The sequence below is a fragment of the Lentzea flaviverrucosa genome, from assembly GCF_003350445.1.
Lineage (GTDB): Bacteria > Actinomycetota > Actinomycetes > Mycobacteriales > Pseudonocardiaceae > Lentzea > Lentzea californiensis.
On sequence record NZ_QQAU01000004.1, the window covers coordinates 340,699 to 366,405 of the forward strand.

Below are 25,707 nucleotides of genomic sequence, written 5' to 3' on the forward strand. Positions count from 1 at the left end.
TTTCAGGAGGGCAAAAAACGCCGCCAGTCCTCAGCCGCAAGAGAATCAAGACCTTCGGCCCGTGCCTTGGCCTCCGCCTCGCGCACGTTCGCGGCGAAGCGGCGGCAGACCTGGCGCAGTTCCGTCTCCGGGTCCTCGCCCGCGAGCTTGGCGAGCGCGGTCACGGCGAACAACGTCGTGCCCGTGTCGTCGCCCTCCGGCAGCAGGTCGACGGGGAAGCCCGCGCGTTTGGTGCGCTGCACCAGCTTCGCGGCCAGCGCGACGGCCGGCTGCCCCAGCGCGACACCGTCCACACTGGACTCACGTTGCTTCTCGGCCTGCTTGAGCTCCTCCCAGCGGTGCTGCTGGGAGGTCGCGTCGTGCACGGCCGGGTCGTTGCCCTCGAAGACGTGCGGGTGCCGGCCGACCAGCTTCGCGACCAGTTCGGACGCCACGGCGTCGATGTCGAACGGGTCCTCGGCGGCCTCGGCCGCGACACGCGCGTGGAACAGCACCTGCAGCAGCACGTCGCCGAGCTCCTCGCGCATCGCGGCGCGGTCGCCGTCCTCGATCGCCTCCAGCAGCTCGAAGGTCTCCTCGACGAGGTACTGGCGCAACGAGTCGTGCGTTTGCTCGGCGTCCCAAGGACATCCGCCCGGCGAACGCAGCCGGTGCATGACGGCGGCCGCGTCGAGCAGCCCAGCACCCAGCGGCTCCGGCGTCGTGATCACGTGAGCGTCCGGGTACGCGTCGGCCGAGGTCGCGATCACCACCGCGCCGGCCTCGACCACCGCGGGCGCGGGCCCGTCGACGCCCAGCGCGGACCAGGACTCCAGGGGCACGCCCTCGCCCGCGTAGACGGCCTCGGCCGTGCGCAACGCGGGCAGAGCGGCAGCGGGCAGCACGGCGCCGAGGCGCTCGCTCAGGACTACGACAGTGATCAAGACTTGTTCTCGGCCGCGGTCACGCCGACGAAACCGGCCCTCTCACCGGCGTTGCCGACGACCTGCGCGTTGGTCGGGTCCCACACGCCGTAGCGGGGGTTGACCTCGATCTTCAGGTCCGCGGTCAGGAACTGCGCGATGCGCAGGCCGAACGCCGCGAGCAGCTGCGGGTCGATGCGCTCGATCAGGTCCTCCTCGCCCGGCGTGGGCGAGACCTTGTTGCGCTCCTTGACCAGCGCGACCATCCAGCTGGACTGCTGCTCGTCGGCCGGGAAGGCGACGACGGTGCCGGGCTTCACGCCCCACAGCATCGTGTGGACCAGCGACGGGTTCTCGGTGACGCGGACCCGCTGGTTCGTCGCGGACGCCTGCTGGCCGCCGGTGGTGCGCGGGGCCTCCTGCACGAACCGCGACATCTTCGAGGGGTCGGCGGTGACCTCCGCCGCCTTCTCCTTGGCTTCCTTGGGGTCCTGGACCTGGAAGAAGTCGATCACGACCTCGAGCGTGGAGAGGTTGCGGCGGGCGAGCTCACCCATCACCAGCACGTCGCGCTGACGGCGGTAGATCGTGGTCTCGTCCTGCTCGCTCTGCTTGGCGGCGGCCTCGGCGCCGCCCTTCTCCTTGATCGCGTCGTACACCTTGGTCTCGTCGACCGTGATGTTCTCGCGCTGCGCCGCGGTGGCCGCGAGCCGGTGGCTGATCTCGTCGGCCAGCACCAGCTTCGAGACCTGGTCGAGCTTGCCCTGGTCCTGCATCTGCTGGGCCGCGGGCTCCTTCTTGAGCACCTTCACGGTGCGGTCCTGGACGGTCTGCAGGCCGATCGCCTGGTCGCCGACGATCGCGGCCGAACTGGCCTTCGCGGGCCCGGTCGCGCATCCGGTGGCGAGGAGCGCCACAGCCACACCGACCAGCGAGAAACGCTTCAGAACAGTGCTCACGAGGATCTACCCTCTCACGCCTTGGTGACTCCGGTCACGGGAGTCCCCGCGAGTGAGTTCAGGAACGCACCGCACCAGTCCAGCAGCTCCTGGTCGCGCAGCTGAGGTGCACCCATCCGGCCGCCGGCCGCTCCCTCCGTCGGCCTAGGCACGGTGACCGTGCCCATGGACTGCTTGTAGACGGCCTTCGGGAACAGGCGCCGCAGCCTGACCAGCTGCGAGTCGAGCAGGTCGAGCTTCGCGAACCGCAGGTTCTGGCCCATCGCGATCACCTCGGTGACCCCGTGGCGGCGGCAGGCGTGCCGCAGGCGGGCCACGCCGAGCAGGCGTTCGACGGGCTCCGGCGGCGTGCCGTAGCGGTCCTTGAGCTCGTCCCAGACGGACGTCAGAGAGGCCTCGTCGGAGGCGGCCGCGATCTTGCGGTACGCCTCCAGCCGCAGCCGCTCGCCCGGCACGTACTCGTGCGGGATGTGCGCGTCGACCGGGAGGTCCACGCGGACCTCGGCGAGCTCCTCCTCGACCTCGCCGCCGTCCGCCCCGGCGTGCTTGCGGAACGCCTCGACGGCCTCGCCGACCAGCCGGATGTACAGGTCGAAGCCGACGCCCGCGATGTGACCGGACTGCTCGGCGCCGAGGATGTTGCCGGCGCCGCGGATCTCCAGGTCCTTCATGGCGACGGCCATGCCGGCGCCGAGCTCGGTGTTCTGCGCGATCGTCGCGAGCCGGTCGTGGGCGTGCTCGGTGAGCGGCGTCTCCGGCGGGTACAGGAAGTACGAGTACCCGCGCTCGCGGCCACGGCCGACGCGGCCGCGCAGCTGGTGCAGCTGGGCCAGGCCGAGCAGGTCGCCGCGCTCGACGATCAGCGTGTTCGCGTTGGAGATGTCGAGGCCCGTCTCGACGATCGTGGTGCAGACGAGCACGTCGTACTCGCGTTCCCAGAACCCCTGGATGAGGTGTTCGAGCTTGTCCTCGTTCATCTGGCCGTGCCCGGTCACGACCCTGGCCTCCGGCACCAGCTCGCGGATGCGCTTCGCGGCCTTCTCGATCGTCGAGACCCTGTTGTGCACGTAGAAGACCTGGCCGTCGCGCATCAGCTCGCGCCGGATCGCCGCGCCGACCTGCTTGTCGTCGTACGCGCCGACGTAGGTGAGGATCGGGTGCCGTTCCTCCGGCGGGGTCAGGATCGTGGACATCTCGCGGATGCCGGCGAGCGACATCTCCAGCGTGCGCGGGATCGGCGTCGCGGACATCGTGAGGACGTCGACGTGCGTGCGCAGGGCCTTGATGTGCTCCTTGTGCTCCACACCGAAGCGCTGCTCCTCGTCGACGATCACGAGGCCCAGGTCCTTGTACCGCACGTTCTTCTGCAGCAGCCGGTGCGTGCCGATCACGATGTCGACCTCGCCGTCCGCGAGGCCCGCGATGGTCTGCGCGGACTCCTGCGGGTCGGTGAAGCGGCTCAGTCCCTTGACCACCACGGGGAACTGGCGCATGCGTTCGGCGAACGTGTTGAGGTGCTGCTGGGCGAGCAGCGTCGTCGGCACCAGCACGACGACCTGCTTGCCGTCCTGCACCGCCTTGAACGCCGCGCGGACCGCGATCTCCGTCTTGCCGTAGCCGACGTCGCCGCAGATGACTCGGTCCATCGGCACGGAACGTTCCATGTCGGCCTTGACCTCGTCGATCGCGGCCATCTGGTCCTGCGTCTCGGTGAACGCGAACGCGTCCTCCAGCTCGCGCTGCCAGGGCGTGTCGCTCGCGAAGGCGTGGCCGGGGGCGCTCTGCCGCGCCGCGTAGAGCTGCACCAGCTCGGCCGCGATCTGCTTGACCGCCTTGCGCGCCTTGGACTTCGTGTTCTTCCAGTCGCTGCCGCCGAGCTTGTTCAGCGTCGGCAGCTCGCCGCCGACGTACCGGCTGACCTCGTCGAGCTGGTCGGTCGGCACGAACAGCCGGTCGCCGGGCTGGCCGCGCTTGGACGACGCGTACTCCAGCACCAGGTACTCGCGGGTGGCGCCGGCGACGGTGCGCTGGACCATCTCCACGTACTTGCCGATGCCGTGCTGCTCGTGCACCACGTAGTCGCCGGCCTTGAGCGCGAGCGGGTCGACCGCGTTGCGCCGCTTGGACGGCATCTTGCGCATGTCCTTGGTGGACGTACCGCCGCGACCGCCGGTCAGGTCGGTCTCGGTCAGCACCACCAGCGCGAGGTCCGGCAGCACGAACCCGTCCTCGAGCGAGCCGCGCACGACCGTGACGGTGCCCGCTTTCGGTGCCTCGTCGAGGGATTCGACGCAGACGGCCGGGACTTCGGCTTCCTTCATCCGTTCGACGGCGCGCTGCGCGGTACCGGCACCGGGCACGACCAGCACGGCCGCACCGCCCGTCGCCGTGTGCGCCTTCAGGTCCGCGAACGCCCGCTCGACGTCGCCCTGGTAGGCCTCGACCGGCTTGACGTCGAGGTGCACGACGTCCCTGGCGTCGCTGGTGAGCTGGCTGAGCGTCCACCAGGGACGGCCGCCTGCCTTGGCGTGCTCGGAGATCTCACCGATGCCCTGGTAACCGCTGCGGCCGAGGTCGATCGGCGCCTTGCCGCCCGCGGCGGCCGCCATCCACGACGCCTCGAGGAACTCCTGCCCGGTGCGCACCAGGTCGGCCGCGCGGGCCCGGATCTTCTCCGGGTCGTTGAGCAGGACGTGCGTGCCCTTCTCGACCACGTCCGTGAGCAGCTGCAACTCGTCCGGGCAGAGCGCCGGGATGAGCGCCTCCATGCCCTCGACCGCGATGCCGGCCGAGATCTTCTCCAGCATCTCCGCGAGGTGCGCGTCCGACCGGTGCTCCTCGGCCAGCTCCGCCGCGCGGTGCCGCACGTCGTCGGTCAGCAGCAGCTCACGGCACGGCGGCGCGACGAAGTCGGTGACCTCCTCGGGCAGCGATCGCTGGTCCTGCACCGAGAACGGCCGGATCTCGCTGACCTCGTCGCCCCAGAACTCGACGCGGTACGGGTGCTCTGCGGTGGGCGGGAAGATGTCGAGGATGCCGCCGCGCGTCGCGTACTCACCGCGCTTCTCGACCATGTCGACGCGGCTGTAGGCGTTCTCGGCCAGCGTGGTGAGCAGCTCGGCGAAGTCCTGCTCCTCGCCCACCTTCAGATGCACGGGCTTGAGGTCGCCCAGCCCCGGCGCCATCGGCTGGATGAGGCTGCGGACCGTCGTGACGAGGACCCTGATCGGGTTGCCCTCGGGGTGCTTGAGGCGGCGCAACGTCTGCAGGCGTGCGCCGACCGTGTCCGCACGCGGGCTCAGGCGCTCGTGCGGCAGCGTCTCCCAGCTGGGGAAGAACGCGACCTTGTCCGGGCCGATCAGGTCCTTGAGGACGTTCGTCAGCTCTTCGGCCTCCCTGCCCGTGGCGGTCACGGCCAGCACCGGCCTGACCGTGGACAGCGCGGCGGTGACGAGCGGGCGGGCGGCCAGCGGACCGTCCAGTTCCAGCTCGGGGACCCCCGCCGATTCGATCAACGTGCGGAGGGCTTTGTCGGGCAGGACACCATCGAGCAGGCCGAGCAGCGGCATGTGAGAAACCCCGGTCGAGTGCGGAATGGGCGGCCGAGTGCGAACGCCGACAGACCCCTGCCTGGGACGAGGGGTCTCACCACCCACCATAGCTCTTTCCGCGACCGCTTATCGGGTGGCTCGAGCGCAGCCCCAGCCGTCACGCTGTGCACGTGTCAACGAGAGAAATCAGGGCTGACTACGACGATCAGTCCATAGTGGTTTACCAGGCCTATTCGCCCGCGATCGCCGATCCCGCCGTGGCCGCGCAACGGTTCGTGCCGCCGTTCAAGCTGGACCGGATGACGTGGATCAAGCCGTCGTTCCTCTGGATGATGTACCGCTGCGGCTACGCCCGGAAGGAAGGCCAGGAGCGGGTGCTGGCCGTGCGCATCACCCGTACGGGGTTCGATTGGGCGGTCTCCAACGCGGTCGAGAGCAGCATCAGGGGCAAGCCTCCGGTGCGCGTGCAGTGGGACCCGGAACGTGGGCTGGACCACGAGGCGCTCCCCCACCGGTCCATCCAGATCGGGCTGACCCGCGAAGCCGTGGACATGTACGTCAACGAATGGACGGTCGGCATCACCGACGTGACGGCCCTCGCGCACGAGATCCACGAGAAGGTGCGTGCGCGTGATCTGGACGGAGCGCGCGCGTTGCTGCCCGTTGAACGGCCTTACGGAACCTCCACGGCACAAAACGCATAGTTGGGACATGCGCGCACTCGTTGCTGCTGGGTTGGTGCTGGTCGTCGCGGCGTGCTCGTCGCCGGAACCGGGCGGCAACGCGCCGTCCAAGGCTCCGGCGCCGCAGGGCCTGAAGGTCGAGGAGGTCGCGGGCGGCTTCCAGCACGGCTGGGACATCGGGTTCCTGCCCGGCGGCTCGCTGCTGGTCACCGAACGCCCCGGCGGCGTCAAGCTGGTCAAGAGCGGCCAGGTCACGCCCGTCGACATCGACCTGACCGACCTGCAGGCACGCGGCGAGGGCGGCCTGATGGGCCTGGTGGTCCACCCCGACGACCAGCGCTTCACGGTTTGCTACAACACCTCCAGGGACGTGCGGCTGGTGACGTTCCGCCTCGACGGCACTAAGGCGACCAAGACGAAGGACCTGCTCACCGGCATGCCGTCGAACTCCAGCGGGCGGCACTCCGGCTGCCGGCCGACGCTGGCGCCGGACGGCTCGATGTACGTCGCGACCGGCGACATCGCGCAGGCCCGCAACCCGCAGGACCGCACGAGCCTGGGTGGCAAGGTGCTGCGGATCGACGCCGAGACCGGCGAGGGCGCGGCCGGCAACCCGTTCATCACCTCCGCGAACGCCAACGAGCGCCGCGTCTACACCTACGGCCACCGCAACGTGCAGGGCGTGGTGTTCCGGCCGGACGGCGACCAGGCGTTCTCCAGCGAGCACGGCCCGAGCGTCGACGACGAGGTCAACCTGCTGCAGAAGGGCGCCAACTACGGCTGGGACCCGTCCGAGGGCGGCACGAAGGGCGGGTACGACGAGAGCGTGCCGATGACCGACCTGCAGCGGTTCCCGGACGCGGTGCCGGCGGTGTGGTCGTCCGGCTCGCCGACCGAGGCGATCTGCCAGGCGGCGTTCTGGAACGGCAAGCTCGCGATCACCGCCCTGAAGGGTTCGAAGCTGATGCTCTTCACGCTCGACCAGGCCGGCAAGGTGCAGAACGTGAGCATCCCCGAGGAGCTGAACGACAAGTACGGCCGCCTCCGCGCCGCGCGCACCGCGCCGGACGGCTCGCTCTACCTCACGACGTCGAACGGCACCGACGACAAGCTGCTCAGGCTCACCGGAACCGCGTGAAGCCCGTCCGAGCCGTTCGACCCCTCGACGAACGGCTCGGACAACGAGCTTCACTGGGAACCATCGCTCGGGCGCACCCGGACCGTTTCACCGTCGAGGGCGGATTAGGCGCCCTGCACTAACGCCGGACCCGTGATGCGTGCAGATGCACTAAGAACGACAGCTCACGAACGGCTGCGCAGCTTGGGCTTGTGCTCCATCGCCGACAACCCGTTCCACGCGAGGTTCACCAGGTGCGCCGCGACCTCGTCCTTCTTGGGCTTGCGGGCCTCCAGCCACCACTGCCCGGTGAGCGCGACCATCCCGACCAGCGCCTGCGCGTACAGCGCGGCGAGCTTGCGGTCGTAGCCCTGCTTGGCGAAGTGCAGCCCGAGAATGTGCTCGACCTGCGACGCGATGTCGTTGAGCAGGGAGGAGAACGTGCCGGAGGACGACGCGACGGGCGAGTCGCGCACCAGGATGCGGAACCCGTCGGTCGAGCCCTCGATGTAGTCGAGCAACGCGCAGGCGGCCTGTTCGAGCAGCTCACGCGGGTGCGAGCCGCCGTCCAGCGCGTCGACGATCTGGTCCATCAGGCGCTGCATCTCGCGGTCCACGACGACGGCGTAGATGCCTTCCTTGCCGCCGAAGTGCTCGTAGACGACGGGCTTCGACACGCTCGCGCGGTGCGCGATCTCCTCGACCGAGGTCGCGTCGAAGCCCTTCTCGGCGAACAGGGACCGGGAGACGTCCAGGAGCTGCTCTCGGCGTTCCTTGCCCGTCATCCTGACCCTGGCCATCGAGTCAGCCTACAAAGGTCACTTCTGCGCGGTGATCCTGGCCAGCCGCTGTTCACTCGGCCAGCGGACGTGCGTCGCCCAGCCGAGCTTCTCGTACAACCAGATCACACGGGCCGAGATGTCGATCTGGCCGCGCCGCACGCCGTGGCGCGCGGAGGTCGGGTCGGCGTGGTGCAGGTTGTGCCACGACTCGCCGAAGCTCAGGATCGCCAGCGCCCAGACGTTGGCCGAGCGGTCGCGGGCGGCGAACGGCCGGTCGCCCACCATGTGGCAGACCGAGTTCACCGACCACGTCAGGTGGTGCAGGAACGCGACGCGGACCAGACCGGCCCAGAAGAACGCCGTCACGCCGCCCCAGACCGACCACGTGATCAGGCCGCCGAGAACTCCCGGCGCGGCCAGCGAGATCGACGTCCACAGCACGAAGTGCCTGTCCACCCACACGAGGTCCTCGTCGGCCAGCAGGTCCGGCGCGAAGCGCCTGTGGTTGGTCTTGTTCCGCTGGAACAGCCAGCCCATGTGCGCGTGCCAGAAGCCCTTGGCCAGCGCCGCGGGTCCGGTGCCGAACAGCCACGGCGAGTGCGGGTCGCCCTCGCGGTCGGAGAAGGCGTGGTGGCGGCGGTGGTCGGCCACCCAGTCGAGGACGGGACCCTGCAAGGCCATCGAGCCGGCGATCGCCAGCGCGATCTTCAGCGGACGCCTGGCCTTGAACGAGCCGTGCGTGAAGTAGCGGTGGTAGCCGGTCGTCACGCCGAGGCCGGAGAGGTAGTAGAAGACGACGAAGAGCGCCACGTCGACCCAGCCGAGGCCCCAGCCCCAGGCGAAGGGGACGGCGGCCAGCAGCGCGAGGAGGGGAACGACGACGAACACGTACACGCCGAGCTGTTCGGCGTTGTTGCGCCGCTTGCCGAGCAGGGGTTTGGGGCCGTGGCCGGTGGCCCGGTCCATGGTCGAAGTCATCCAGAACCTCTGAGGGGTGAGGGGACCGACGTACCTACGCGACCGTAAGTTACGGAAGCGTAGGTTAGATTCCGCCGCCGTCGCCACACCCCACGTGGAAAATCACGGGCAGTTCTCAGGATCAGCACGCTGTGTCGACTGGAATCGAGACCTCGACCCGGCATCATCGAACGATGGCCAGACGCAAGATCATCCGGATCACCGCGACCTCGCTGCTCGTCCTGCTCGTGCTGGTCACAGCGGCTCTGGGCGGCGTCGGGTGGTACTACAGCGGCGAGCTGCTCGAACCGGAGGAGGTGCCGCGGCGCTACCCCGAGACGGCGCTGGGAGTGGACGACAAGAACGTCGTGCTCGCCGAATCGAAGCTCACGCTGCAACGCGGCACGTTCGGCGTCGTCTGGCCCGGCGGCACCGCGAAGGTCGGCGACATCGCGTCGACCAAGGACGGCCGCGTGGAACGCCCTCTGCTGGAAGGCACCGCACCGCCCGAGGGCACCAAGGTGCGCATGGAGACCAACGTCCACGAGGGCAACCCGAAGACGTCGCTCGGCCTGGTCTTCAGCGACGTCGCCGTCCCGGGCGAGCTCGGGGACATGCCCGCGTGGTTCGTCCCGGCGTCGAACCCGGACACGTGGGTCATCACCGTGCACGGACGTGGCGCGTCGCGTGAGGAGGCGCTGCGGGTGGTTCCGCAGTTGCACGGCGCGGGGCTGCCCGTCCTGCTGATCACCTACCGCAACGACCCCGGCGTCCCGAAGTCGCCGGACGGCCTCTACCACCTCGGCGACACCGAGTGGCACGACGTCGAGGCCGCGATCAAGTACGCGCAGGGCAAGGGCGCGAAGAAGGTCGTGCTCTACGGCTGGTCGATGGGCGGCGCGATCGTCGGCCAGACGCTCGCCCGGTCCGGCCTCGCGGCGGCCGTGAGCGGCGTCGTGCTCGACTCCCCCGTCACGAACTGGACGCAGACGCTGAACCTGCAGGCGGAGAACCGGGGCGTGCCGACGTGGCTCACGCCGGTGGCCGAGGTCGTGTCCGGCTGGCGCGCGGACATCGACTTCGACCGGTTCGACCTGGTCCGCACCCCGCCCGCCCTCAAGCCGCCGACGCTGCTCGTGCACGGCTCGGCGGACGGCACGGTGCCCGCCCAGTCGTCGCGCGACCTCGCCACCGCGGCGAACGGGCTCGGGTGGCCGCTGCAGTACGTGGAGATCCCCGGCGCCGACCACACGTCGGGGTGGAATGTGGCGACGGACACGTACCGCACCGCGCTCGGTGACTTTCTGACCAGGTCAATCGGCGCCAAGCCGTGATCTTGAACTGAGCCGAGCGAGTGGTGGTTGGACAAGAAGAGGACCACTCGTGACAACATGTGCCCTGAGCGGACGCGAGTTCGCTCATTCCGCCATGGTGTAAAGGCAGCACCTCTGATTTTGGTTCAGATGGTCCAGGTTCGAATCCTGGTGGCGGAGCTGGGCACGAGTCAGTGTGGTCTTTGGGAGGTGCGAAGCTGCCCGAGGAAACGGTCGACGAGCAGGGCAACGTGGGCCACCGCCATCACGAGATGTCCGACGCGTGGCTGGTCGGTCGCGCGTCCGAACTGGTCGCCGTGGCCCAGAGCAGCCACCTCGCCGCGCAGCTGGACGCGGCGTCCGAGATCGACCGCATCCTCGCCGAGGCGCAGGGTCGCGGAGAGCCCCGCATCGTCGCACAGCTGCTCAGAGCCGCGGCCGTGGTCAGGCTGGTCACGCCCGGCCTCGTCGACATGTCCGACCCGCAGCTCGACGAGATGCTCGCCCACTGCCGCCGCCACGGCCTGATCGTGCTGGAGGCGGACGCGCGGGCGTTGCGCGGCCGCCGGTTCCTGCTGGGCAACGCCGAGGACAAGGCGCTGACCGAGATCGCGTCGGCGCTGGCGATGATGCTCGACGAGGAACCCGAGGTCGACCCGGTCTTCGACAAGCGGATCTGGGACCAGCTGCTCGCCACGACGCTGCAGGACATCGCCCTCGTGCTGACCCAGCTCGGCGTCTACGAGATGGCGGACGACGTGCTGGCGGGCGCCAACAACGCGTTGCGCGAGAGCGGCCAGCCGCACCAGATCTACGTCCACCTGGTCAACCGGGCCCGGCTGCGCATCGGCTGGGGCCTGCGACTCGAACGGGTGAACCTGCACGACGCCGCGCACGAGCAGTTCAAGGTCGCCTCCGGGCTCGCCGAGGCCGCCGAGGTGCCGTTCCGGCAGTCGCTGCACCCCGGCAGGCGCGACCTCGACGCCGCCGAGCAGGTGCCGATCCTCGGTGCCGCCCACGCGCTGACGAACCCCAGGGAAAGCCACCTCGACCGGCTCTGGTCGTTGCGCGGCCTGTCGATGTACGCGCGAGAGCTGATCATCGTCGCGATCGCGCTGGCCCGGTGCCTGGTCGAGGCGAACCGGCTGGACGACGCGCTCAAGGTCCTCGACGACACGCGCACGCAGATGGAGCACGACACGTCGGAACCGTCGCTGGTGCTGTCGCTGGAGCGCGAGTACGCCCACATGTGCGGGCCGCACACGACGTCGGCGCTGCAGGCCTACAACGCGGCCCTGGAGCTGGAGCTGTGGCAGATGCGGGAGTCCCGCGTGGCCACGCTGCAGACGCGCCGTGAGCACGAAAGGCTGACGCGCGCGCACGGCCAGATCGCGCAGCAGGCGTTGCAGGACCCGTTGACCGGCCTGCCGAACCGCCGCGCGCTCGACGACAAGATGGGCGAGCTCATCGCCGGTCAGGTCGACCCGTTCTCGATCGCACTGGTCGACCTCGACGGGTTCAAGGGCGTGAACGACCGCCATTCACATGCCGACGGTGATGATGTTCTCCGGGTGATTGCCAGCACACTCCGGCAGGCCCTGCGGGGTGACGACATGGTGGCCCGCTACGGCGGCGACGAGTTCGTCGTGCTGCTGCCGGGGGCCCCTCTGCACGCCGCCGAAGCAGCACTCGGCCGGGCCGTGGATGCGGTGGCAGGCTTGCCAATCGACCTCTCCCGGGGCGTGACGCTGTCGGTCGGCGTCATCTCGCTGCGCCCCCGCGAATCCGCCAACCAGGCCCTGTCGAGGGCTGACTCGGCGATGTACGTGGCGAAGCGCCAAGGTGGCTGCCAGGTAGCGGCGGTGGCGGGGGAGCCGTCCGCGGAGGCCTAGGCTGGTCGCGGACTTCGAAACACCCAGCCTGTTAGGGAGAGCATTGATGCTCGAGGGCCCTGTCAGCACGGTCGTGCTCGCCGCCGGGGAAGGCACCCGCATGCGGTCGTCCACGCCCAAGGTGCTGCATCGGATCGCCGGCCGCTCACTCGTCGAACACGCGGTGCGCGCGGCGGCCGGCACAGACCCCGACCACCTGGCCGTCGTCGTCGGTCACGGCCGTGAAGCCGTCACCGAGCATCTGGAGACCCTGGCCGGGACGCTGGGCCGCAAGGTCACCGTCGCGGTGCAGGCCGAGCAGAAGGGCACCGGTCACGCCGTCTCGTGCGGCCTGGCCGAACTGCCGCACGACCTGGCCGGCACGGTGATCGTCAGCTACGGCGACGTGCCGCTGCTCGACACCCAGACGTTCACCGCCCTGCTCGCCGAGCACCGGTCCGCCGGCAACGCGGTCACCGTCCTGACGGCCGTGGTGGAGAACCCCACCGGGTACGGCCGGATCGTCCGCGACGCCGACGGCACCGTCCAGCGGATCGTCGAGCAGAAGGACGCGGACCACGGCGAGCAGCTGATCAACGAGATCAACTCCGGCGTCTACGCGTTCGACGCGGCGGTGCTGCGCGACGGCCTCTCGCGGCTGTCCACCGACAACGCGCAGGGCGAGCTCTACCTGACCGACGTCCTGGGCATCGCCCGCGGCGACGGCAAGCGCGTGGGCGCGCTGATCGCGTCCGACCGCTGGCTGGTCGAAGGCATCAACGACCGCGTGCAGCTCGCGGCCGTCGGCGCCGAGATGAACCGCCGCATCGTCGAGGGCCTCATGCGCGGCGGCGTGACCGTCGTCGACCCGGCCTCGGTGTGGGTGGACGCGGACGTGCGGGTGGGCCAGGACGCCCTGATCGAGCCGAACGTGCAGCTCCGCGCGGGCACGGTGATCGGAGCCCGGGCGACCGTCGGCCCCGACACGACGCTGTCCGGCGTGACCGTCGGCGAGGGCGCCTCGGTGATCCGCACCCACGGCAGCGACTCGGTGATCGGCGACGGCGCGTCCGTCGGCCCGTTCGCCTACCTCCGCCCCGGCACCTCCCTGGGCGTGAAGGGCAAGATCGGCACGTTCGTCGAGACGAAGAACTCGCAGATCGGCGACGGTTCGAAGGTCCCCCACCTGTCCTACATCGGCGACGCCACGATCGGCGACCACAGCAACATCGGTGCGGCCTCGGTGACCGTCAACTACGACGGCGTGAACAAGCACCGCACGATCGTCGGATCCCATTGCCGCACCGGCTCGGACAACATGTTCGTAGCGCCGGTGACCGTGGGCGACGGCGCGTACACCGGCGCGGGCACCGTCCTGCGCCGCAACGTCCCACCGGGCGCGCTCGCCGTGTCCGGAGGCCCGCAGCGCAACCTCGAAGGCTGGGTCATCAGCCGTCGTGAAGGCACGGCGGCCGCTCAGGCGGCAGCCGAGGCCCTGGCGAAGCAGAATGCCGACGAGAACACAGAGGAGGGTCGCTGACCGTGAACCCGCAGATGCCCGGCACACCGAAGAAGAACCTGATGCTCTTCGGCGGGCGTGCCTACCCGGAGTTGACGGAAGAGGTCTCGAAGCACCTCAACGTCACGGTGACTCCTCAGTCGGCCTACGACTTCGCGAACGGCGAGATCTTCGTCCGCTTCGAGGAGTCCGTCCGAGGCTGTGACGCCTTCGTCATCCAGTCGCACACCGCGCCCATCAACCAGTGGCTGATGGAACAGCTGATCATGGTCGACGCCCTCAAGCGGGCCTCCGCCAAGCGCATCACCGTGATCATGCCGTTCTACCCGTACAGCCGCCAGGACAAGAAGCACCGCGGCCGCGAGCCCATCTCCGCCCGCCTGGTGGCAGACCTGTTCAAGACCGCAGGCGCCGACCGCCTCGTCTCGGTGGACCTGCACACGGCCCAGATCCAGGGCTTCTTCGACGGCCCGGTGGACCACCTGTGGGCCATGCCGCTGCTGGCGGACCACATCCGCGGCAAGTACGCGGGCCACGAGATCACCGTCGTCTCCCCCGACTCGGGCCGCACGAAGCTGGCCGAGAAGTGGGCGGACACCCTGGGCGGCACCCCGATCGCGTTCATCCACAAGACCCGAGACCCCCTCCGCCCGAACGAGGTCGTCTCGAACCGAGTGGTGGGCAAGGTGGAGGGCCGCCTCTGCATCGTGATCGACGACATGGTCGACACCGGCGGCACCATCGCGGGCGCAGTGAAGCAGCTCCTCAACGAGGGCGCCTCCGACGTGGTCATCGCCGCGACGCACGGCATCCTCTCCGGCCCCGCAACCCAGCGCCTGCAGGACTCGGGCGCCCGCGAGGTCGTGTTCACCGACACGCTGCCGATCCCAGCGGAGAAGCGCTTCCCGAACATGACAGTCCTGTCCATCGCGCCACTGCTGGCACGAGTGATCCAGGAAGTGTTCGAGGACGGCTCCGTCACGTCACTGTTCGACGGCAACGCCTGACCCAGCCAGACCGGGCCCGCCTGCTTTTCGCGAAGCCGAAGGCGAGCCGTCCTTACCGCGCGGTACTAGGCGGTGGGGTCCCATCACGAGTCGCGCCACAGCTCTTGCTGCAGGAGAGAAGGGGTGTCAAGCGGACACGCTTTTCGTCCGCTTGACACCCCTTCTCTCCTGTGGCCCGCTCTTGGCTCGGCTCGTGATGGGACCCCACCGCCACGCCACCCTCGAAGCAACAGGCAGCCGCCCAACGCAACAGGCGTGCCATCAACCCGCCCGTGGCGTGGACCCCTGATCAGATTGCCGGGGTCTGGGGCAGAGCCCCAGGGAAAGCACGCAACGCAAGGTCGCCGCCCGCAAGGTGACCACCCGCCCGGTCGCGGCAGGCAAAGGCGACCACCCGCAAGGCGGCGGCAAGCAAAGGTGACCACCCGCAAGGCCGCGAACCGCCCCACCAAGCCACCCCCGATTAACACCCACCCCGCCCACTCACCTACACTGGTCGGGTTGCCTCGGCGAGGGCGAGCTTTCCAGCTCAACGTGATCGACGCGGTGGCTCGATGCCGCGCGTGTTGAAGTCATCCGTGTGCTGCTCGCCACCGCTGGCCACCCCCCTAGCTGATCCGCTGATACTTGTGCACCGCCCCGACGTACAAGGCCAGACTTGTAAGGAGTACCCCACCGTGTCCGAGGTCCGTCTCGCCGCTGAGCAGCGCACTGAATTCGGCAAGGGCGCCGCCCGCCGTACCCGTCGCGCCGGCAAGATCCCCGCGGTGCTCTACGGCCACGGTTCCGACCCGAAGCACCTGGCCCTGCCGGCGCTCGAGTTCGCCCGTGTCGTCCGTGAGCACGGCCAGAACGCTGTCCTCACCCTCGCCCTTGACGGCGCGGCTGAGCTGGCGCTCACCAAGACCGTCACCACGCACCCGATCAAGAACTACATCGAGCACGTCGACCTGCTGCTCGTGAAGCGCGGCGAGAAGGTCACCGTCGAGGTGCCGCTGGTCATCTCGGGCGAGCCCGCTTCGGGCACGCTGCTGACGCAGGACCTCAGCACGATCCAGATCGAGTCCGACGCCATGAACATCCCGGACCAGATCGAGCTGTCGATCGCCGGTGTCACCGCGGGCACGCAGATCCACGCCAGCGACCTGACCCTGCCGGCCGGTGCCGTGCTGATCACCGACGCCGACGCTCTCGTCGTCGCCGTGAACGAGGCGCCGTCCGCGGCGCAGCTCGAGGGTGACGAGGCTGCTCCGGCGGCTGAGGCCACCGAGGAAAGCTGAGCCCCATCACGTCGGGCCGAAACGACGGCGCGTCACCTCCTCACAAGGGGGGCGGCGCGCCGTTGCCGTACCTGCGGCCCGCAGACGTCCGGTCGAAGACCTTCCGCCGCAAGCGGCAGGGTTACGACCCGGACCAGGTGAACGAGTTCCTGCGGATCATCGCCGACGCCCTGGCCGGTCGTCTCCGCCTCGACCCGGACCACGTGCGCACCGTCAGGTTCGCCACGGTCCCGAACGGCTACGACCCGCTCAGCGTCGACGGTGTCCTGCACCTGCTGGAGTTCCAGGTCCGCAACGGCATCGTGCCGCCGACGGGCCTGAGCTCCGGCGAGGACCTGCACGCGCGCAAACTCCCGAGGTCCAGCACCGGTTACGATCGCGCCGAAGTCGACGCCTTCGTCATCCGTGCCGCCGCCAACCTGGACGGCCGGGGTGCCATGACCTCCACCGAGGTCCGCAACACCCGGTTCAGCACCACGTCCGGCCTGCTGGGCAAGGGGTACCAGGTGCAGGCCGTGGACACGTTGCTGGACGATCTCGAGCAGGAGTTGCGGTTCCGTGGACGCTGACCTCGCCCTCATCGTCGGGCTGGGCAACCCAGGCCCCAGGTACGAGGGCAACCGCCACAACATCGGGTTCCTGGTCCTCGACGAACTGGCCGCCCGCGTCGGCGGCAAGTTCAAGGCCCACAAGTCGGGCGCCGAGATCGTCGAGGGCAGGCTGAGCGGCCACCGGGTCGTGCTCGCCAAGCCGCGCAGCTTCATGAACCTCTCCGGCGGCCCCGTCGCGAGCGCCGTGAAGTTCTTCAAGCCCACCACCATCGTCGTGGTCCACGACGAGCTGGACCTCCCGTTCGCCGTGCTGCGCATGAAGCTCGGCGGCGGCGACAACGGCCACAACGGACTCCGCTCCATCACGAAGTCCCTGGGCACCAAGGACTACCACCGGCTCCGCTTCGGCGTGGACCGCCCGTCCGGTCGCCAGGACCCGGCCGACTACGTCCTGAAGGACTTCTCGACCGTCGAGCGCAAGCAGCTCGCGCTGGAGATCGACCGGGCGGCGGACGCGGCCGAGGCCCTCGTGACCAAGGGCCTCGAAGCCGCGCAGAACAGCTTCCACTGACCCGCTGGTGGCCGGCGGTTCCAGGCCGCTAGACCAGAGCGGCCGCCGCAGACCGCCTCAGCTTGCCGGACGGCGTCTTGGGCAGCGTCCCGGGCGGCTGCACCACCACCGCGAACGGCCGCAGCCCCACGGCGTCCACAACCCGAGCAGTGACCTGCTTGACCAGATCCCTCTCGGCCTCGGCGTCCCCGGCCAGCTTCGACTCCACCACGACGGCGAACCGCTCGCGCTGCGTCCCGGCGTCCAGTCGCACGGCGACGGCGTTGCCGGGCCGCACCCCGTCCACCGAGCAGGCGGCGCGCTCCACGTCGGTCGGGTAGATGTTCCGGCCGCCCATGATGATGACGTCCTTGCGACGCCCGCAGACGACCACCTGGCCGTCCTCCACCACGTACCCGAGGTCCCCGGTGGACAGCCACCCCTCGGCGTCCTGTGTCGCCAGTGGACCGTTCACCGTGAGGTAGCCGGGCGTGACGGCCTCGCCGCGGATCTGGAGCTCACCGACGTGCCGGACGCCCAGCACCTCACCGGAGTCCGACACCACCCGCAGTTCCAGCCCCGGCAACGGCGGCCCCAGCAACGGGAACGCACGCCCGTCGGCAGCGGGCACGGCCTTCTTGTCCGCCTCCACCGCGTCGGCGTCCACCACGTCCACCGACAGTCCGGTGAACAGAGGCGCGAAAGCCACACCCAGAGTGGTCTCCGCCATGCCGTACGCGGCGAGGATCGACTCCGGCCGCAGTCCGAACCGCGCCCCGGCGTCCACGAACGACTGCACGGCCGCAGGGTCGATCGGCTCGGCGCCGTTCAGCGCCAGCCTCAACGACGACAGGTCGAAGGAATCGGACGAGGACGCGAGCCTGCGCGCCACGATCGCGTAGGCGAAGTTCGGCGCTGCGGTGATCGTGCCGCCGTGCCGGGTGATCAGGTCTGCCCACAACGTCGGGCGGGACAGGAAGTCGACGGGTGTGACCTTCACCAATTCCAGACCGAACAGCATCGGGACGGTCAGGAACCCGACCATCCCCATGTCGTGGAACAGCGGCAGCCACGAAACCATGACGTCAGAGGCAGGATCCAGCGCCGCCGCGACGCGCATGCCCTCGGCGTTCGCCATGAGATTGCGGTGCGTGATGCGCACCGCCTTCGGATCGGCGGTCGATCCACTCGTCAACTGCAGCAGTGCCGTGGCATCCTCGTCGGTGGGAACAGGAGCAGAGATCGGTTCCGCATCGAGTTCGGAGAGCAGTTTGTAGGGCACTCCGTGCTGGTCGAGAACGGCAGCCAGAGCGTCGAAAGGGCTGCCGAGCAGGACCAGGTGCGAATCGATCATGGCGAGCACCCGCAGCGTGTCCTCGGCCCACTCGGCCAGGTCGGTGCGTGGTGTGGGTTGATGCAACATCGTGACGCTGCCACCACACAGCCATGCGGCTTGCACGGCTGGGGCGATCACGGCTGGTTCGGCGGCGAGCACGGCGATCGCGGTGCCCGGCGCCACGTCGAGCGCACCGGCCATCCGCCGGGCGCGTTCGTGCACCTCGGCCCAGGTCCGGCGGACTGGCGAGGCGGGTTCGCCCGTCGTCATGCCCCTGTCCCCGCCGCTGGTGGCCGTCGCCAGCATCACATCCACGAACTGACTCATGTTCGCGATCGTAGTGGCGCCGTTTGGTCCATCAGGGCGAAACGTTATGCCACACGAAACGCGATACTCCCCAGTACAGGTACGCAGGAGGAGGTCATTGGTGGATCGGGGCGGCCCCGGAGCGCAGCATTCTCTACCCGCGCATCCGGCACCTCTGCTCTCCGCGCAGGACGTGGCCCTGGTCGCGTTCCACCGTCCCCCGCGAGGTCAGCGCGGGTACGACGCGGCTGAGGTGGACGCGTTCCTCGACCGGGTCGAGGGCACCATGAAGAGCAAGGACATCCTCACGCGTGAAGACGTGCTCAACGTCAAGTTCAGCACCGCCACCCGGGACCCGGGCTACGACGTGAACGAGGTCAACGTCTTCATGGAACTCGTCGCGGACACGCTGAGGTCCACTCCGCAACGCGCGCAGGCCTCCGCGCCGGCCAAGGGCGCCCACGCCACGTCACAGGCGATGAGACCCGCGGTACGACTGTCCCCTGACGACGTTGCCGCCGTGCGCTTCCACAAGCCGAGACCGGGGACCCGCGGCTATCACGAGGGCCAGATCGACGCGTTCCTCGACCGCATCGAGCAGACTTTGCGCGGCAGGGACAACCTGACCGCCGGGCAGGTCCAGGACGCCGTGTTCGGCGAGACCGCCCCCGGCACGTTCGGCTACGACGAGGAAGACGTCGACACGTTCCTCGACCTCGTGGTGCTGATGTTCGAGGTCGCTCCGCCGCCGCGTGACGCGGGCCCGCCGACCACAGTGCTCTCGCCGCTGCCGCAGCAACAGCAACGGCCGCAGCAGCGCAGCCCGCAGCCGGATCCCCGCCCGAAGCAGGACCAGCGTCCCCAGCAGCCTCGACGCCCCCAGCCGGCCCCGTCGCAGCCCGCCCAGCAGCCCGCGCTGCAGAAGGCCATCGACTCGCCGAAGCTCACCGCGGCGGACATCCGCAACATCGCGTTCCACCGCCCTCCCCGCGGCCGCCGCGGCTACCAGGAGTCCCAGGTGGACGCGTTCCTCGACCGCATCGAGGCGACGCTGCTCGGCCAGGACAACCTGACCTCGAAGGACGTCCGCGACGTCAGGTTCTCCCGTCCGCTGATCGGCCGGCGCGGCTACGACGAGACCGAGGTGGACGGGTTCCTCGGCCAGATCGAGCAGCAGCTCTCCGGACCGGTGCGCAGCAGCATGCCGACGGTCAAGTCGTGGAAGGACCTGCGCCAGCTGCGGATCCCGCAGGCGGCGTCCGGGCAGCGCGGTTACCGCACCGCGCAGGTCGACCGGATGCTGGAGGAGATCGGCGTCGCGCTCGACGGCATGCTCGGGGCGAGCTCGGACGAGGTCATGAAGGCGCGCTTCAGCTACGCGCTGCTCTCCGGCCAGGGCTACGACACGTCGTTCATCGACGAGCTGCTGCCCCTGCTCGCGACCGAACTGCGCCGCCAGGGCAAGTAGCCCCGGCGGCGATCAGGTCAGGTCAGGTCAGGTCAGGCGGCTCAGCCTTCGACGACCTCGGCCGCGACCATCCACTGAGCCTCCACGTCGGACTCCTCCGCCAGCACGGCACGGAGTTCGGCGTCGAGCTTCAGCAGCCTGGCGGAGTCGGTCGAGGCCTCGGCGAGCGCCGCGTGCAGCTCGGCTTCCTTCTTGTGCAGCACCTCGAGGCGCCGCTCCAGCCGGGCCAGCTCCTTGCGGGCGGCACGCTGGTCGGCGGCGTTCGACGGGGCCTTGTCCCCGGACGGTCCGGTCGCGGACTCCCTGTCGCGCATGGAGTCGCGGCGCTTCAGGTACTCCTCGATGCCACCGGGCAGTTCGGTCAGCCCGCCCTCGCCGAACAGCGCGACGACCTTGTCGCACACGCGCTCGACCAGGTAGCGGTCGTGCGAGATCACGACGAGCGTGCCGGCCCACGAGTCGAGCAGGTCTTCCAGCTGTTGCAACGTGTCGATGTCCAGGTCGTTCGTCGGCTCGTCGAGCAGCAGGACGTTCGGCTCGGCCATCAGCAACCGGCACAGCTGCAGCCGGCGCCGTTCGCCACCGGACAGGTCGGAGACCGGCGTCCACTGCTTCTGCGACGAGAAGCCGAACCGCTCGCCCAGCTGCGACGCCGACATCTCGTACTTGCCGAGCACGACGCGGCGCGCGACCTCCTCGATCGCCTCCAGCACGCGCATCGACCCGTTGAGGTCGAGCAGCTCCTGCGAGAGGTGCGCGATCTTGACCGTCGAGCCCTGGATCCGCTTGCCCGTCTCGGGTTCACGCTCACCGGCCAGCAGTTTCAGCAGCGTCGTCTTGCCCGACCCGTTGACGCCGACCAGTCCGATCCGCTCACCCGGTCCGATGCGCCACGTCAGGTCGCGCACCAGCACGCGGTCCGGAATGGACAGTGTGGCGTCCTCGACCTCGATGACCGTGCGGCCCAGGCGCTTCTTCGCGAACGCCAGCAGCTCGACGTTGTCCCGCAACGGAGGCACGTCGGCGATCAACGCCTCCGCCGCCTCGATCCGGTAGCGGGGCTTCGAGGTGCGGGCAGGCGCGCCGCGGCGCAGCCAGGCGAGTTCCTTGCGCGCCAGGTTCTGCCGCTTCTCCTCCATCGTGTCCGCGAGCCGCTGCCGTTCCGCGCGCGCGTAGATCCAGTCGGCGTAGCCGCCCTCGTACTGCTCGACCTTGCCGTTCACCACTTCCCACGTGCGGTTGCAGACGGTGTCGAGGAACCACCGGTCGTGGGTGACGACGACGAGCGCGCACTTGCGGGCCAGCAGGTGCTCCGCGAGCCACCGCACGCCCTCGACGTCGAGGTGGTTGGTCGGCTCGTCCAGCACGAGGAGCTCGAGGTCCTGGATCAACGCCGCCGCGAGCACGACCCGGCGCCGCTCGCCACCGGACATCCGCGACACCACGGAGTCGAGGCCCAGCGCCGTGATGCCGAGTCCGTCCAAAATGGACCGGACGCGCGCGTCAGCCGCCCACTCGTGCTCGGCGTCGAACCCGAGCGGGTCGATCACCGCGTTGCGCACGGTCGACCCGTCCGGCAGTTCGGTCCGCTGCGTCACGACGGCCATCCGCAGGTCGCGCGACCGCGACACGCGGCCGTCGTCGGCGGGCTCCACCCCGGCCAGCACCTCGAGCAGCGTCGTCTTGCCGCCGCCGTTCAGGCCGACGACACCGATGCGGTCGCCTTCGTTGACGCCGAGCGACACGCCGTCGAGCAGCGGCCGGACGCCGAACGACTTCGACACGGACTCCAGGTTGACCAGGTTGGCCATCAAAACCTCACGACTAGTAAGAAACTGCCCTGGGAAGGCTACCCAGCACGACCAAAGCCCTCGGTCACGCGTGTACCTCGGGCGGCGTGGGCTTGGGCTCCTCAGTCGCGATCACACGCGCTCCGGGCACCGGCCCGTGCGCCACGCGCACCGTCCGGCACACACCGGCACCAGCGAGTTCGGCGGCCACCCGCACGGCCATGTCGCCGTCTTCGCACAGGAACGCCGTCGTGGGGCCGGAACCGGACACGATGCCTGCCAGCGCGCCCGCGTCGACACCCGCGCGGAGCGTCCGGCGCAGGTTCGGGCGCAGCGAGACCGCCGCGGCCTGCAGGTCGTTGCCCAGCAGCAGGGCGAGCTGCCTCGGGTCACCCGAGGACAGACCCTCCAGCACCGCCTCGACCTCGCCGACGCGCGGCGGGTCCCCGTCCGCGCGCAGGCGGTCCAGCTCGTCGAAGACGTCCGGAGTGGACAGTCCGCGGCGGTCGAACGCCAGCACCCAGTGGAACTGGTGGCGGCCCAGCACGGGCACGATCCGTTCCCCGCGGCCCGTACCCAGGGCGGTGCCGCCGTAGAGGGCGAAGGGGACGTCCGCGCCGAGCTTCCCGGCCAGTCCGGCCAGTTCGTCGCGGCTGATGTCCAGGCGCCACAACGACGACAGGCCGACCAGCGCCGCCGCCGCGTCCGCGCTGCCGCCCGCCATGCCGCCCGCGACGGGGATGGCCTTGCGGATGACGACGCGGACCTTGGGGTCGTCCGCGTCCTTGCCGACGTGCGTGGCCAGCAGCTGCACCGCGCGCCAGGCGAGGTTCGAGGCTCCGGTGGGCACCTGGTCGGCGCCCTCGCCGTACACCTCGACGCCTGGCTCGTCGGCGACCGCGACCGTGACCTCGTCGACCAGGGAAAGCGCCTGGAAGATCGTCACCAGGTCGTGGTAACCGTCCGGGCGCACGTCACCTACGGCCAGGTGCAGGTTGACCTTGGCCGGGACGCGAACTGTGACCGGGGGAGGAACGACTGCGAGCACCATGTCAGAGTACGGGCGTTCTGGGGTCCCGGACTCCTCCCCCGGCCACTGTCACGGTCAGACGGGGATGACCGAACCGCTGAACGTCTGCTTGATGTAGTCCTTGACCTGCTGCGATCCGAGCAGTTCCGCCAGCTCCTTCACGCGCTTGTCGTCCTTGAGCTCGGTGCGGGTGACCAGGCCGTTCGCGTTCGGGTTGCCCTCGGCCTTCTCCAGCGCGAGCGAGTCGGTGGCGGGCTTGAGGCCCGCGTCGATGGCGTAGTTGCCGTTGATCACGGACGCGTCGGTGTCCTCCAGCGACCTGGGCAGCTGAGCGGCCTCCAGGGGCACGAACTGCAGGTTCTTGGGGTTCTCCGCGAGGTCGCGCACGGTCGGCTGGTCCACGGCCTTGAGCTTGATCAGACCGTTGGCCTCCAGCAGCTTCAGGCCACGGGCCTCGTTGGTGGCGTCGTTGGCCACCGCGATCTTCGCCCCGCTCGGCAGTTCGTCGAGCTTCTTGACCTTCTTCGAGTACAGGCCGAGCGGCTCGACGTGGACCGGCTGCACCCACTCGACCTTCGCGCCGCTCTCCTTGGTGAAGGTCTCCAGGTACGGGACGGTCTGGAAGTAGTTGGCGTCGAGCGACCCGTCGACCAGCGCCGTGTTCGGCTGCACGTAGTCGGTGAACTCGACGACCTCGATCTTCAGACCCTTCGACGCGGCGAGGTTGTCGGCCACGTACTTGAGGATCTGGGCGTGCGGGACCGGCGAGACGCCGACCTTCAGCGTGTCGGACGCACTGGTACCACCTGACGAGCAAGCGGACAGAGCAGTCAAACCGGTCAAAGCTACTGCGATCAGGGCAGCACGAATACGCATGACGTTCCTTTTGAGAAATTGCTACGGGTCAGACGGAGGCGTGCCGGCGCCGGTCAGACGCACGGGCGGCACGGGTGAAACCGAACTGGATCACGGTGGTGAGCACGGCGAGCCACGCCACGGTGCTCCACAGGATCCGGTCGTTGAAGCGCTGGTAGCCCTCGCGGATGGCCAGGTCGCCGAGACCGCCGCCACCGATCACGCCGGCCATCGCCGAGTACCCGATCAGGGCGATCACGGTGACACCGATGGCGTTGATCAGTGCGGGCAGCGACTCGCGGATCAGCACGCTGCGCACGATCCTCAACGTCGAGGCGCCGGTCGTGATCGCGGCCTCGACCACGGTCACGTGCACCTCGGACAGGATGTTCTGCACGAGCCGCCCGACGAACGGGATCGCTCCCACGGCCAGCGGCACGATGACCGCCGTACTGCCGATGGAGCCGCCGACGAGGAGGCGGGTGACCGACGTGAGCGCGACGAGCAGCACGATGAACGGCATCGAGCGGCCCAGGTCGGTGACGAAGCTGAGGATCCTGTGCACCGCGGCGTTCGGCCGCAACCCACCCTTGGCGGTGAGCTGCAGCCAGACACCTACGGGAACTCCGAGAACGGTGGCGATGACGGTCGAGACGCCGACCATGTACAGCGTCTCGCCGGTGGCCTCGACGAGGAAGCTGACGACGTCGGACCAGGGTGTTGCAGACCTCACGCAGCTACTCCCTGCGGGCCCTTCAAGGACCTCTGCACCGAGCCGCCGGCTTCGCCGATCCACTCCAGGGCGGAGTCCGAGCGCTCGCCGTTCAGGCCGAGCCGGAACCGTGCGACCGGGGTCTCGCCCAGGCGCGTCAGACCGCCGCCGACGATGTTCAGCTCGACGCCGAACCGGTGCGCGGCCTCGGGCAGCAACGCGCCGACCGCGGCGAACCCGACGAGCACGACGTCCGCGACGCGGTCGTAGCTGCTCTCGTTGATCGGGTTCAGGTCGACGGCGGGCAGCAGCGCACTGCTCGTGCGGCTCGCCACGTCGTTGACCAGGTCGAGCACCTTGCCGTGCTCGACGACGCGGCCCTGCTCCAGCACGGCGACGTCGTCGCAGATCTTCCGGACCACGCCCATGTCATGCGTGACGATGAGCACGGTCACACCCAGCTCAGCGCGCGCACGGTCGAGCACGGTCAGCACGGAACCGGTGGTCTCCGGGTCCAGCGCGGACGTGGGCTCGTCGGCGAGGAGAACGCTGGGGTTGGCCGCGAGGGCGCGCGCCACGGCGATGCGCTGACGCTGCCCGCCGGACAGCTGGTCGGGGTACGAGGCGGCCTTGTCGGTGAGCCCGACGAGGTCCAGCAGTTCGCCGACCCTCGTGCGGCGCTGCGGCCCGGGGATGCCCGCGGACTCCAGCGGCAGGGCGATGTTGCCGGCCGCCGTGCGCTGACGGAGAAGCGAATCCCCTTGCGGCACAACGCCGATCTGCCGGCGAGCGGCCCTGAGGGCCGACCCGTCGAGACTGGTGATGTCGGTACCGTCGACGCGGATCGCACCCGAGTCGGGACGCTCCAGCAGCGCGACGCAACGAGCCAGCGTCGACTTGCCGGCGCCGCTCGGGCCGACCACGCCGAGCACGGTTCCGGCCTCGACGTCGAGGGTCACGCCGTTGAGGGCACTGATGCCCTGGAAGGACTTGGTGAGGTTTTCGACAGTGATCACGTCTGCTCCACGGCTGCGCGCGACGGCACACAGTCCGTTGTGGACGGACGTGCGCGGTCGAGAGTTCTGCTCAGGTGTGTGCGCCACTCGTTGGCTGAGTGCGCGTCAGGAGGACTTTTAGAAGGCGCCCTAGACGAGGTGGCGACGACATG

Annotated in this window: 21 protein-coding genes and 1 tRNA gene; 11 read left to right on the forward strand and 11 right to left on the reverse strand. The window is 69.5% G+C overall.

Annotated features, from left to right (window positions below):
• Window positions 1-2: 2 nt before the first annotated feature.
• From DFR72_RS15265 to mfd, 3 genes are read right to left on the reverse strand one after another with little or no spacing between them, the layout of a single operon-like run.
• Window positions 3-923, reverse strand: coding sequence for a nucleoside triphosphate pyrophosphohydrolase (locus DFR72_RS15265; protein WP_090065514.1), 921 nt, complete (start codon window positions 921-923; stop codon window positions 3-5).
• Window positions 920-1,861: a hypothetical protein gene (locus DFR72_RS15270; protein ID WP_090065513.1), complete on the reverse strand. Its 942-nt coding sequence runs from the start codon at window positions 1,859-1,861 to the stop codon at window positions 920-922. Before DFR72_RS15270 ends, DFR72_RS15265 begins: the two co-directional genes overlap by 4 nt.
• A gap of 14 nt (window positions 1,862-1,875) precedes the next feature.
• Window positions 1,876-5,430 (reverse strand): transcription-repair coupling factor, encoded by a 3,555-nt coding sequence (gene mfd, locus DFR72_RS15275; protein ID WP_170176279.1) that lies wholly within the window; start codon window positions 5,428-5,430, stop codon window positions 1,876-1,878.
• 152 nt (window positions 5,431-5,582) lie between these two features.
• On the opposite strand from mfd, the gene DFR72_RS15280 reads away from it, so the two are divergent.
• Both DFR72_RS15280 and DFR72_RS15285 read left to right on the forward strand, forming a co-directional pair.
• Window positions 5,583-6,116: a DUF4291 domain-containing protein gene (locus DFR72_RS15280; RefSeq protein WP_211335432.1), complete on the forward strand. Its 534-nt coding sequence runs from the start codon at window positions 5,583-5,585 to the stop codon at window positions 6,114-6,116.
• A 7-nt stretch (window positions 6,117-6,123) separates the two neighbouring features.
• Window positions 6,124-7,233 carry a PQQ-dependent sugar dehydrogenase gene (locus DFR72_RS15285; protein WP_090065511.1) on the forward strand — a complete coding sequence of 370 codons (1,110 nt, stop codon included), beginning with the start codon at window positions 6,124-6,126 and terminating at the stop codon, window positions 7,231-7,233.
• Window positions 7,234-7,397: 164 nt separating this feature from the next.
• On the opposite strand, the gene DFR72_RS15290 is transcribed toward DFR72_RS15285, so the two are convergent.
• Window positions 7,398-7,997 (reverse strand): TetR/AcrR family transcriptional regulator, encoded by a 600-nt coding sequence (locus DFR72_RS15290; protein ID WP_143086713.1) that lies wholly within the window; start codon window positions 7,995-7,997, stop codon window positions 7,398-7,400.
• Between the two features lie 33 nt (window positions 7,998-8,030).
• Window positions 8,031-8,972: an acyl-CoA desaturase gene (locus DFR72_RS15295; RefSeq protein ID WP_090065509.1), complete on the reverse strand. Its 942-nt coding sequence runs from the start codon at window positions 8,970-8,972 to the stop codon at window positions 8,031-8,033.
• 173 nt (window positions 8,973-9,145) lie between these two features.
• Here DFR72_RS15295 and DFR72_RS15300 point away from each other — a divergent pair, with 173 nt between their 5' ends.
• The 8 genes from DFR72_RS15300 to pth all read left to right on the forward strand — a co-directional run bounded on the left by DFR72_RS15300 (window position 9,146) and on the right by pth (window position 17,063).
• The gene (locus DFR72_RS15300; RefSeq protein ID WP_090065508.1) at window positions 9,146-10,285 is read left to right on the forward strand and encodes an alpha/beta hydrolase family protein; all 1,140 of its coding nucleotides are present in this window, start codon (window positions 9,146-9,148) and stop codon (window positions 10,283-10,285) included.
• A gap of 88 nt (window positions 10,286-10,373) precedes the next feature.
• Window positions 10,374-10,444: transfer RNA gene (locus DFR72_RS15305), tRNA-Gln, on the forward strand.
• Window positions 10,445-10,458: 14 nt separating this feature from the next.
• Window positions 10,459-12,156, forward strand: coding sequence for a GGDEF domain-containing protein (locus tag DFR72_RS15310; RefSeq protein WP_245982985.1), 1,698 nt, complete (start codon window positions 10,459-10,461; stop codon window positions 12,154-12,156).
• 46 nt (window positions 12,157-12,202) lie between these two features.
• Window positions 12,203-13,675: a bifunctional UDP-N-acetylglucosamine diphosphorylase/glucosamine-1-phosphate N-acetyltransferase GlmU gene (glmU, locus tag DFR72_RS15315; protein ID WP_090065507.1), complete on the forward strand. Its 1,473-nt coding sequence runs from the start codon at window positions 12,203-12,205 to the stop codon at window positions 13,673-13,675.
• Window positions 13,676-13,689: 14 nt separating this feature from the next.
• Window positions 13,690-14,661 (forward strand): ribose-phosphate diphosphokinase, encoded by a 972-nt coding sequence (locus tag DFR72_RS15320; RefSeq protein ID WP_030482093.1) that lies wholly within the window; start codon window positions 13,690-13,692, stop codon window positions 14,659-14,661.
• A gap of 677 nt (window positions 14,662-15,338) precedes the next feature.
• Window positions 15,339-15,941, forward strand: coding sequence for a 50S ribosomal protein L25/general stress protein Ctc (locus DFR72_RS15325; protein ID WP_090065506.1), 603 nt, complete (start codon window positions 15,339-15,341; stop codon window positions 15,939-15,941).
• Between the two features lie 62 nt (window positions 15,942-16,003).
• The gene (locus tag DFR72_RS15330) at window positions 16,004-16,510 is read left to right on the forward strand and encodes a DivIVA domain-containing protein (protein WP_090065505.1); all 507 of its coding nucleotides are present in this window, start codon (window positions 16,004-16,006) and stop codon (window positions 16,508-16,510) included.
• Window positions 16,500-17,063: an aminoacyl-tRNA hydrolase gene (pth, locus tag DFR72_RS15335; RefSeq protein WP_090065504.1), complete on the forward strand. Its 564-nt coding sequence runs from the start codon at window positions 16,500-16,502 to the stop codon at window positions 17,061-17,063. The genes DFR72_RS15330 and pth overlap by 11 nt, the downstream gene beginning before the upstream one ends.
• A gap of 28 nt (window positions 17,064-17,091) precedes the next feature.
• Here the strand turns inward: pth and DFR72_RS15340 are convergent, their stop codons facing one another.
• Window positions 17,092-18,705 (reverse strand): fatty acyl-AMP ligase, encoded by a 1,614-nt coding sequence (locus DFR72_RS15340; RefSeq protein WP_090065503.1) that lies wholly within the window; start codon window positions 18,703-18,705, stop codon window positions 17,092-17,094.
• Between the two features lie 100 nt (window positions 18,706-18,805).
• Between DFR72_RS15340 and DFR72_RS47500 the strand changes: the two genes are divergently transcribed.
• Entirely contained in the window at window positions 18,806-20,152 is a 1,347-nt protein-coding gene (locus DFR72_RS47500) for a DivIVA domain-containing protein (RefSeq protein ID WP_281273332.1), read from the forward strand.
• 41 nt (window positions 20,153-20,193) lie between these two features.
• Here the strand turns inward: DFR72_RS47500 and DFR72_RS15360 are convergent, their stop codons facing one another.
• The 5 genes from DFR72_RS15360 to DFR72_RS15380 form a co-directional block, all read right to left on the reverse strand.
• The gene (locus tag DFR72_RS15360) at window positions 20,194-21,963 is read right to left on the reverse strand and encodes an ABC-F family ATP-binding cassette domain-containing protein (protein ID WP_090065502.1); all 1,770 of its coding nucleotides are present in this window, start codon (window positions 21,961-21,963) and stop codon (window positions 20,194-20,196) included.
• 64 nt (window positions 21,964-22,027) lie between these two features.
• Complete coding sequence (locus DFR72_RS15365; protein WP_090065819.1) at window positions 22,028-22,990, reverse strand: 4-(cytidine 5'-diphospho)-2-C-methyl-D-erythritol kinase; 963 nt, start codon at window positions 22,988-22,990, stop codon at window positions 22,028-22,030.
• Window positions 22,991-23,047: 57 nt separating this feature from the next.
• Entirely contained in the window at window positions 23,048-23,806 is a 759-nt protein-coding gene (locus DFR72_RS15370) for a MetQ/NlpA family ABC transporter substrate-binding protein (protein ID WP_245982987.1), read from the reverse strand.
• A 70-nt stretch (window positions 23,807-23,876) separates the two neighbouring features.
• A complete protein-coding gene (locus DFR72_RS15375) occupies window positions 23,877-24,560 on the reverse strand; it encodes a methionine ABC transporter permease (RefSeq protein ID WP_090065500.1) in 684 nt (227 codons plus the stop codon).
• On the reverse strand, window positions 24,557-25,555 hold the full coding sequence (locus DFR72_RS15380; RefSeq protein ID WP_090065499.1) for a methionine ABC transporter ATP-binding protein: 999 nt from the start codon (window positions 25,553-25,555) through the stop codon (window positions 24,557-24,559). The genes DFR72_RS15375 and DFR72_RS15380 overlap by 4 nt, the downstream gene beginning before the upstream one ends.
• Window positions 25,556-25,707: the final 152 nt, after the last annotated feature.

What these genes read in the sequence shown, in the direction of transcription:
- mfd (WP_170176279.1), bottom strand. Translation starts at nt 5,430, where the DNA reads ATGCCGCTGCTCGGCCTGCTCGATGGTGTCCTGCCCGACAAAGCCCTC.
- DFR72_RS15285 (WP_090065511.1), top strand. Translation starts at nt 6,124, where the DNA reads ATGCGCGCACTCGTTGCTGCTGGGTTGGTGCTGGTCGTCGCGGCGTGC.
- DFR72_RS15290 (WP_143086713.1), bottom strand. Translation starts at nt 7,997, where the DNA reads ATGACGGGCAAGGAACGCCGAGAGCAGCTCCTGGACGTCTCCCGGTCC.
- DFR72_RS15295 (WP_090065509.1), bottom strand. Translation starts at nt 8,972, where the DNA reads ATGACTTCGACCATGGACCGGGCCACCGGCCACGGCCCCAAACCCCTG.
- DFR72_RS15300 (WP_090065508.1), top strand. Translation starts at nt 9,146, where the DNA reads ATGGCCAGACGCAAGATCATCCGGATCACCGCGACCTCGCTGCTCGTC.
- glmU (WP_090065507.1), top strand. Translation starts at nt 12,203, where the DNA reads ATGCTCGAGGGCCCTGTCAGCACGGTCGTGCTCGCCGCCGGGGAAGGC.
- DFR72_RS15320 (WP_030482093.1), top strand. Translation starts at nt 13,690, where the DNA reads ATGCCCGGCACACCGAAGAAGAACCTGATGCTCTTCGGCGGGCGTGCC.
- DFR72_RS15340 (WP_090065503.1), bottom strand. Translation starts at nt 18,705, where the DNA reads ATGAGTCAGTTCGTGGATGTGATGCTGGCGACGGCCACCAGCGGCGGG.
- DFR72_RS15360 (WP_090065502.1), bottom strand. Translation starts at nt 21,963, where the DNA reads ATGGCCAACCTGGTCAACCTGGAGTCCGTGTCGAAGTCGTTCGGCGTC.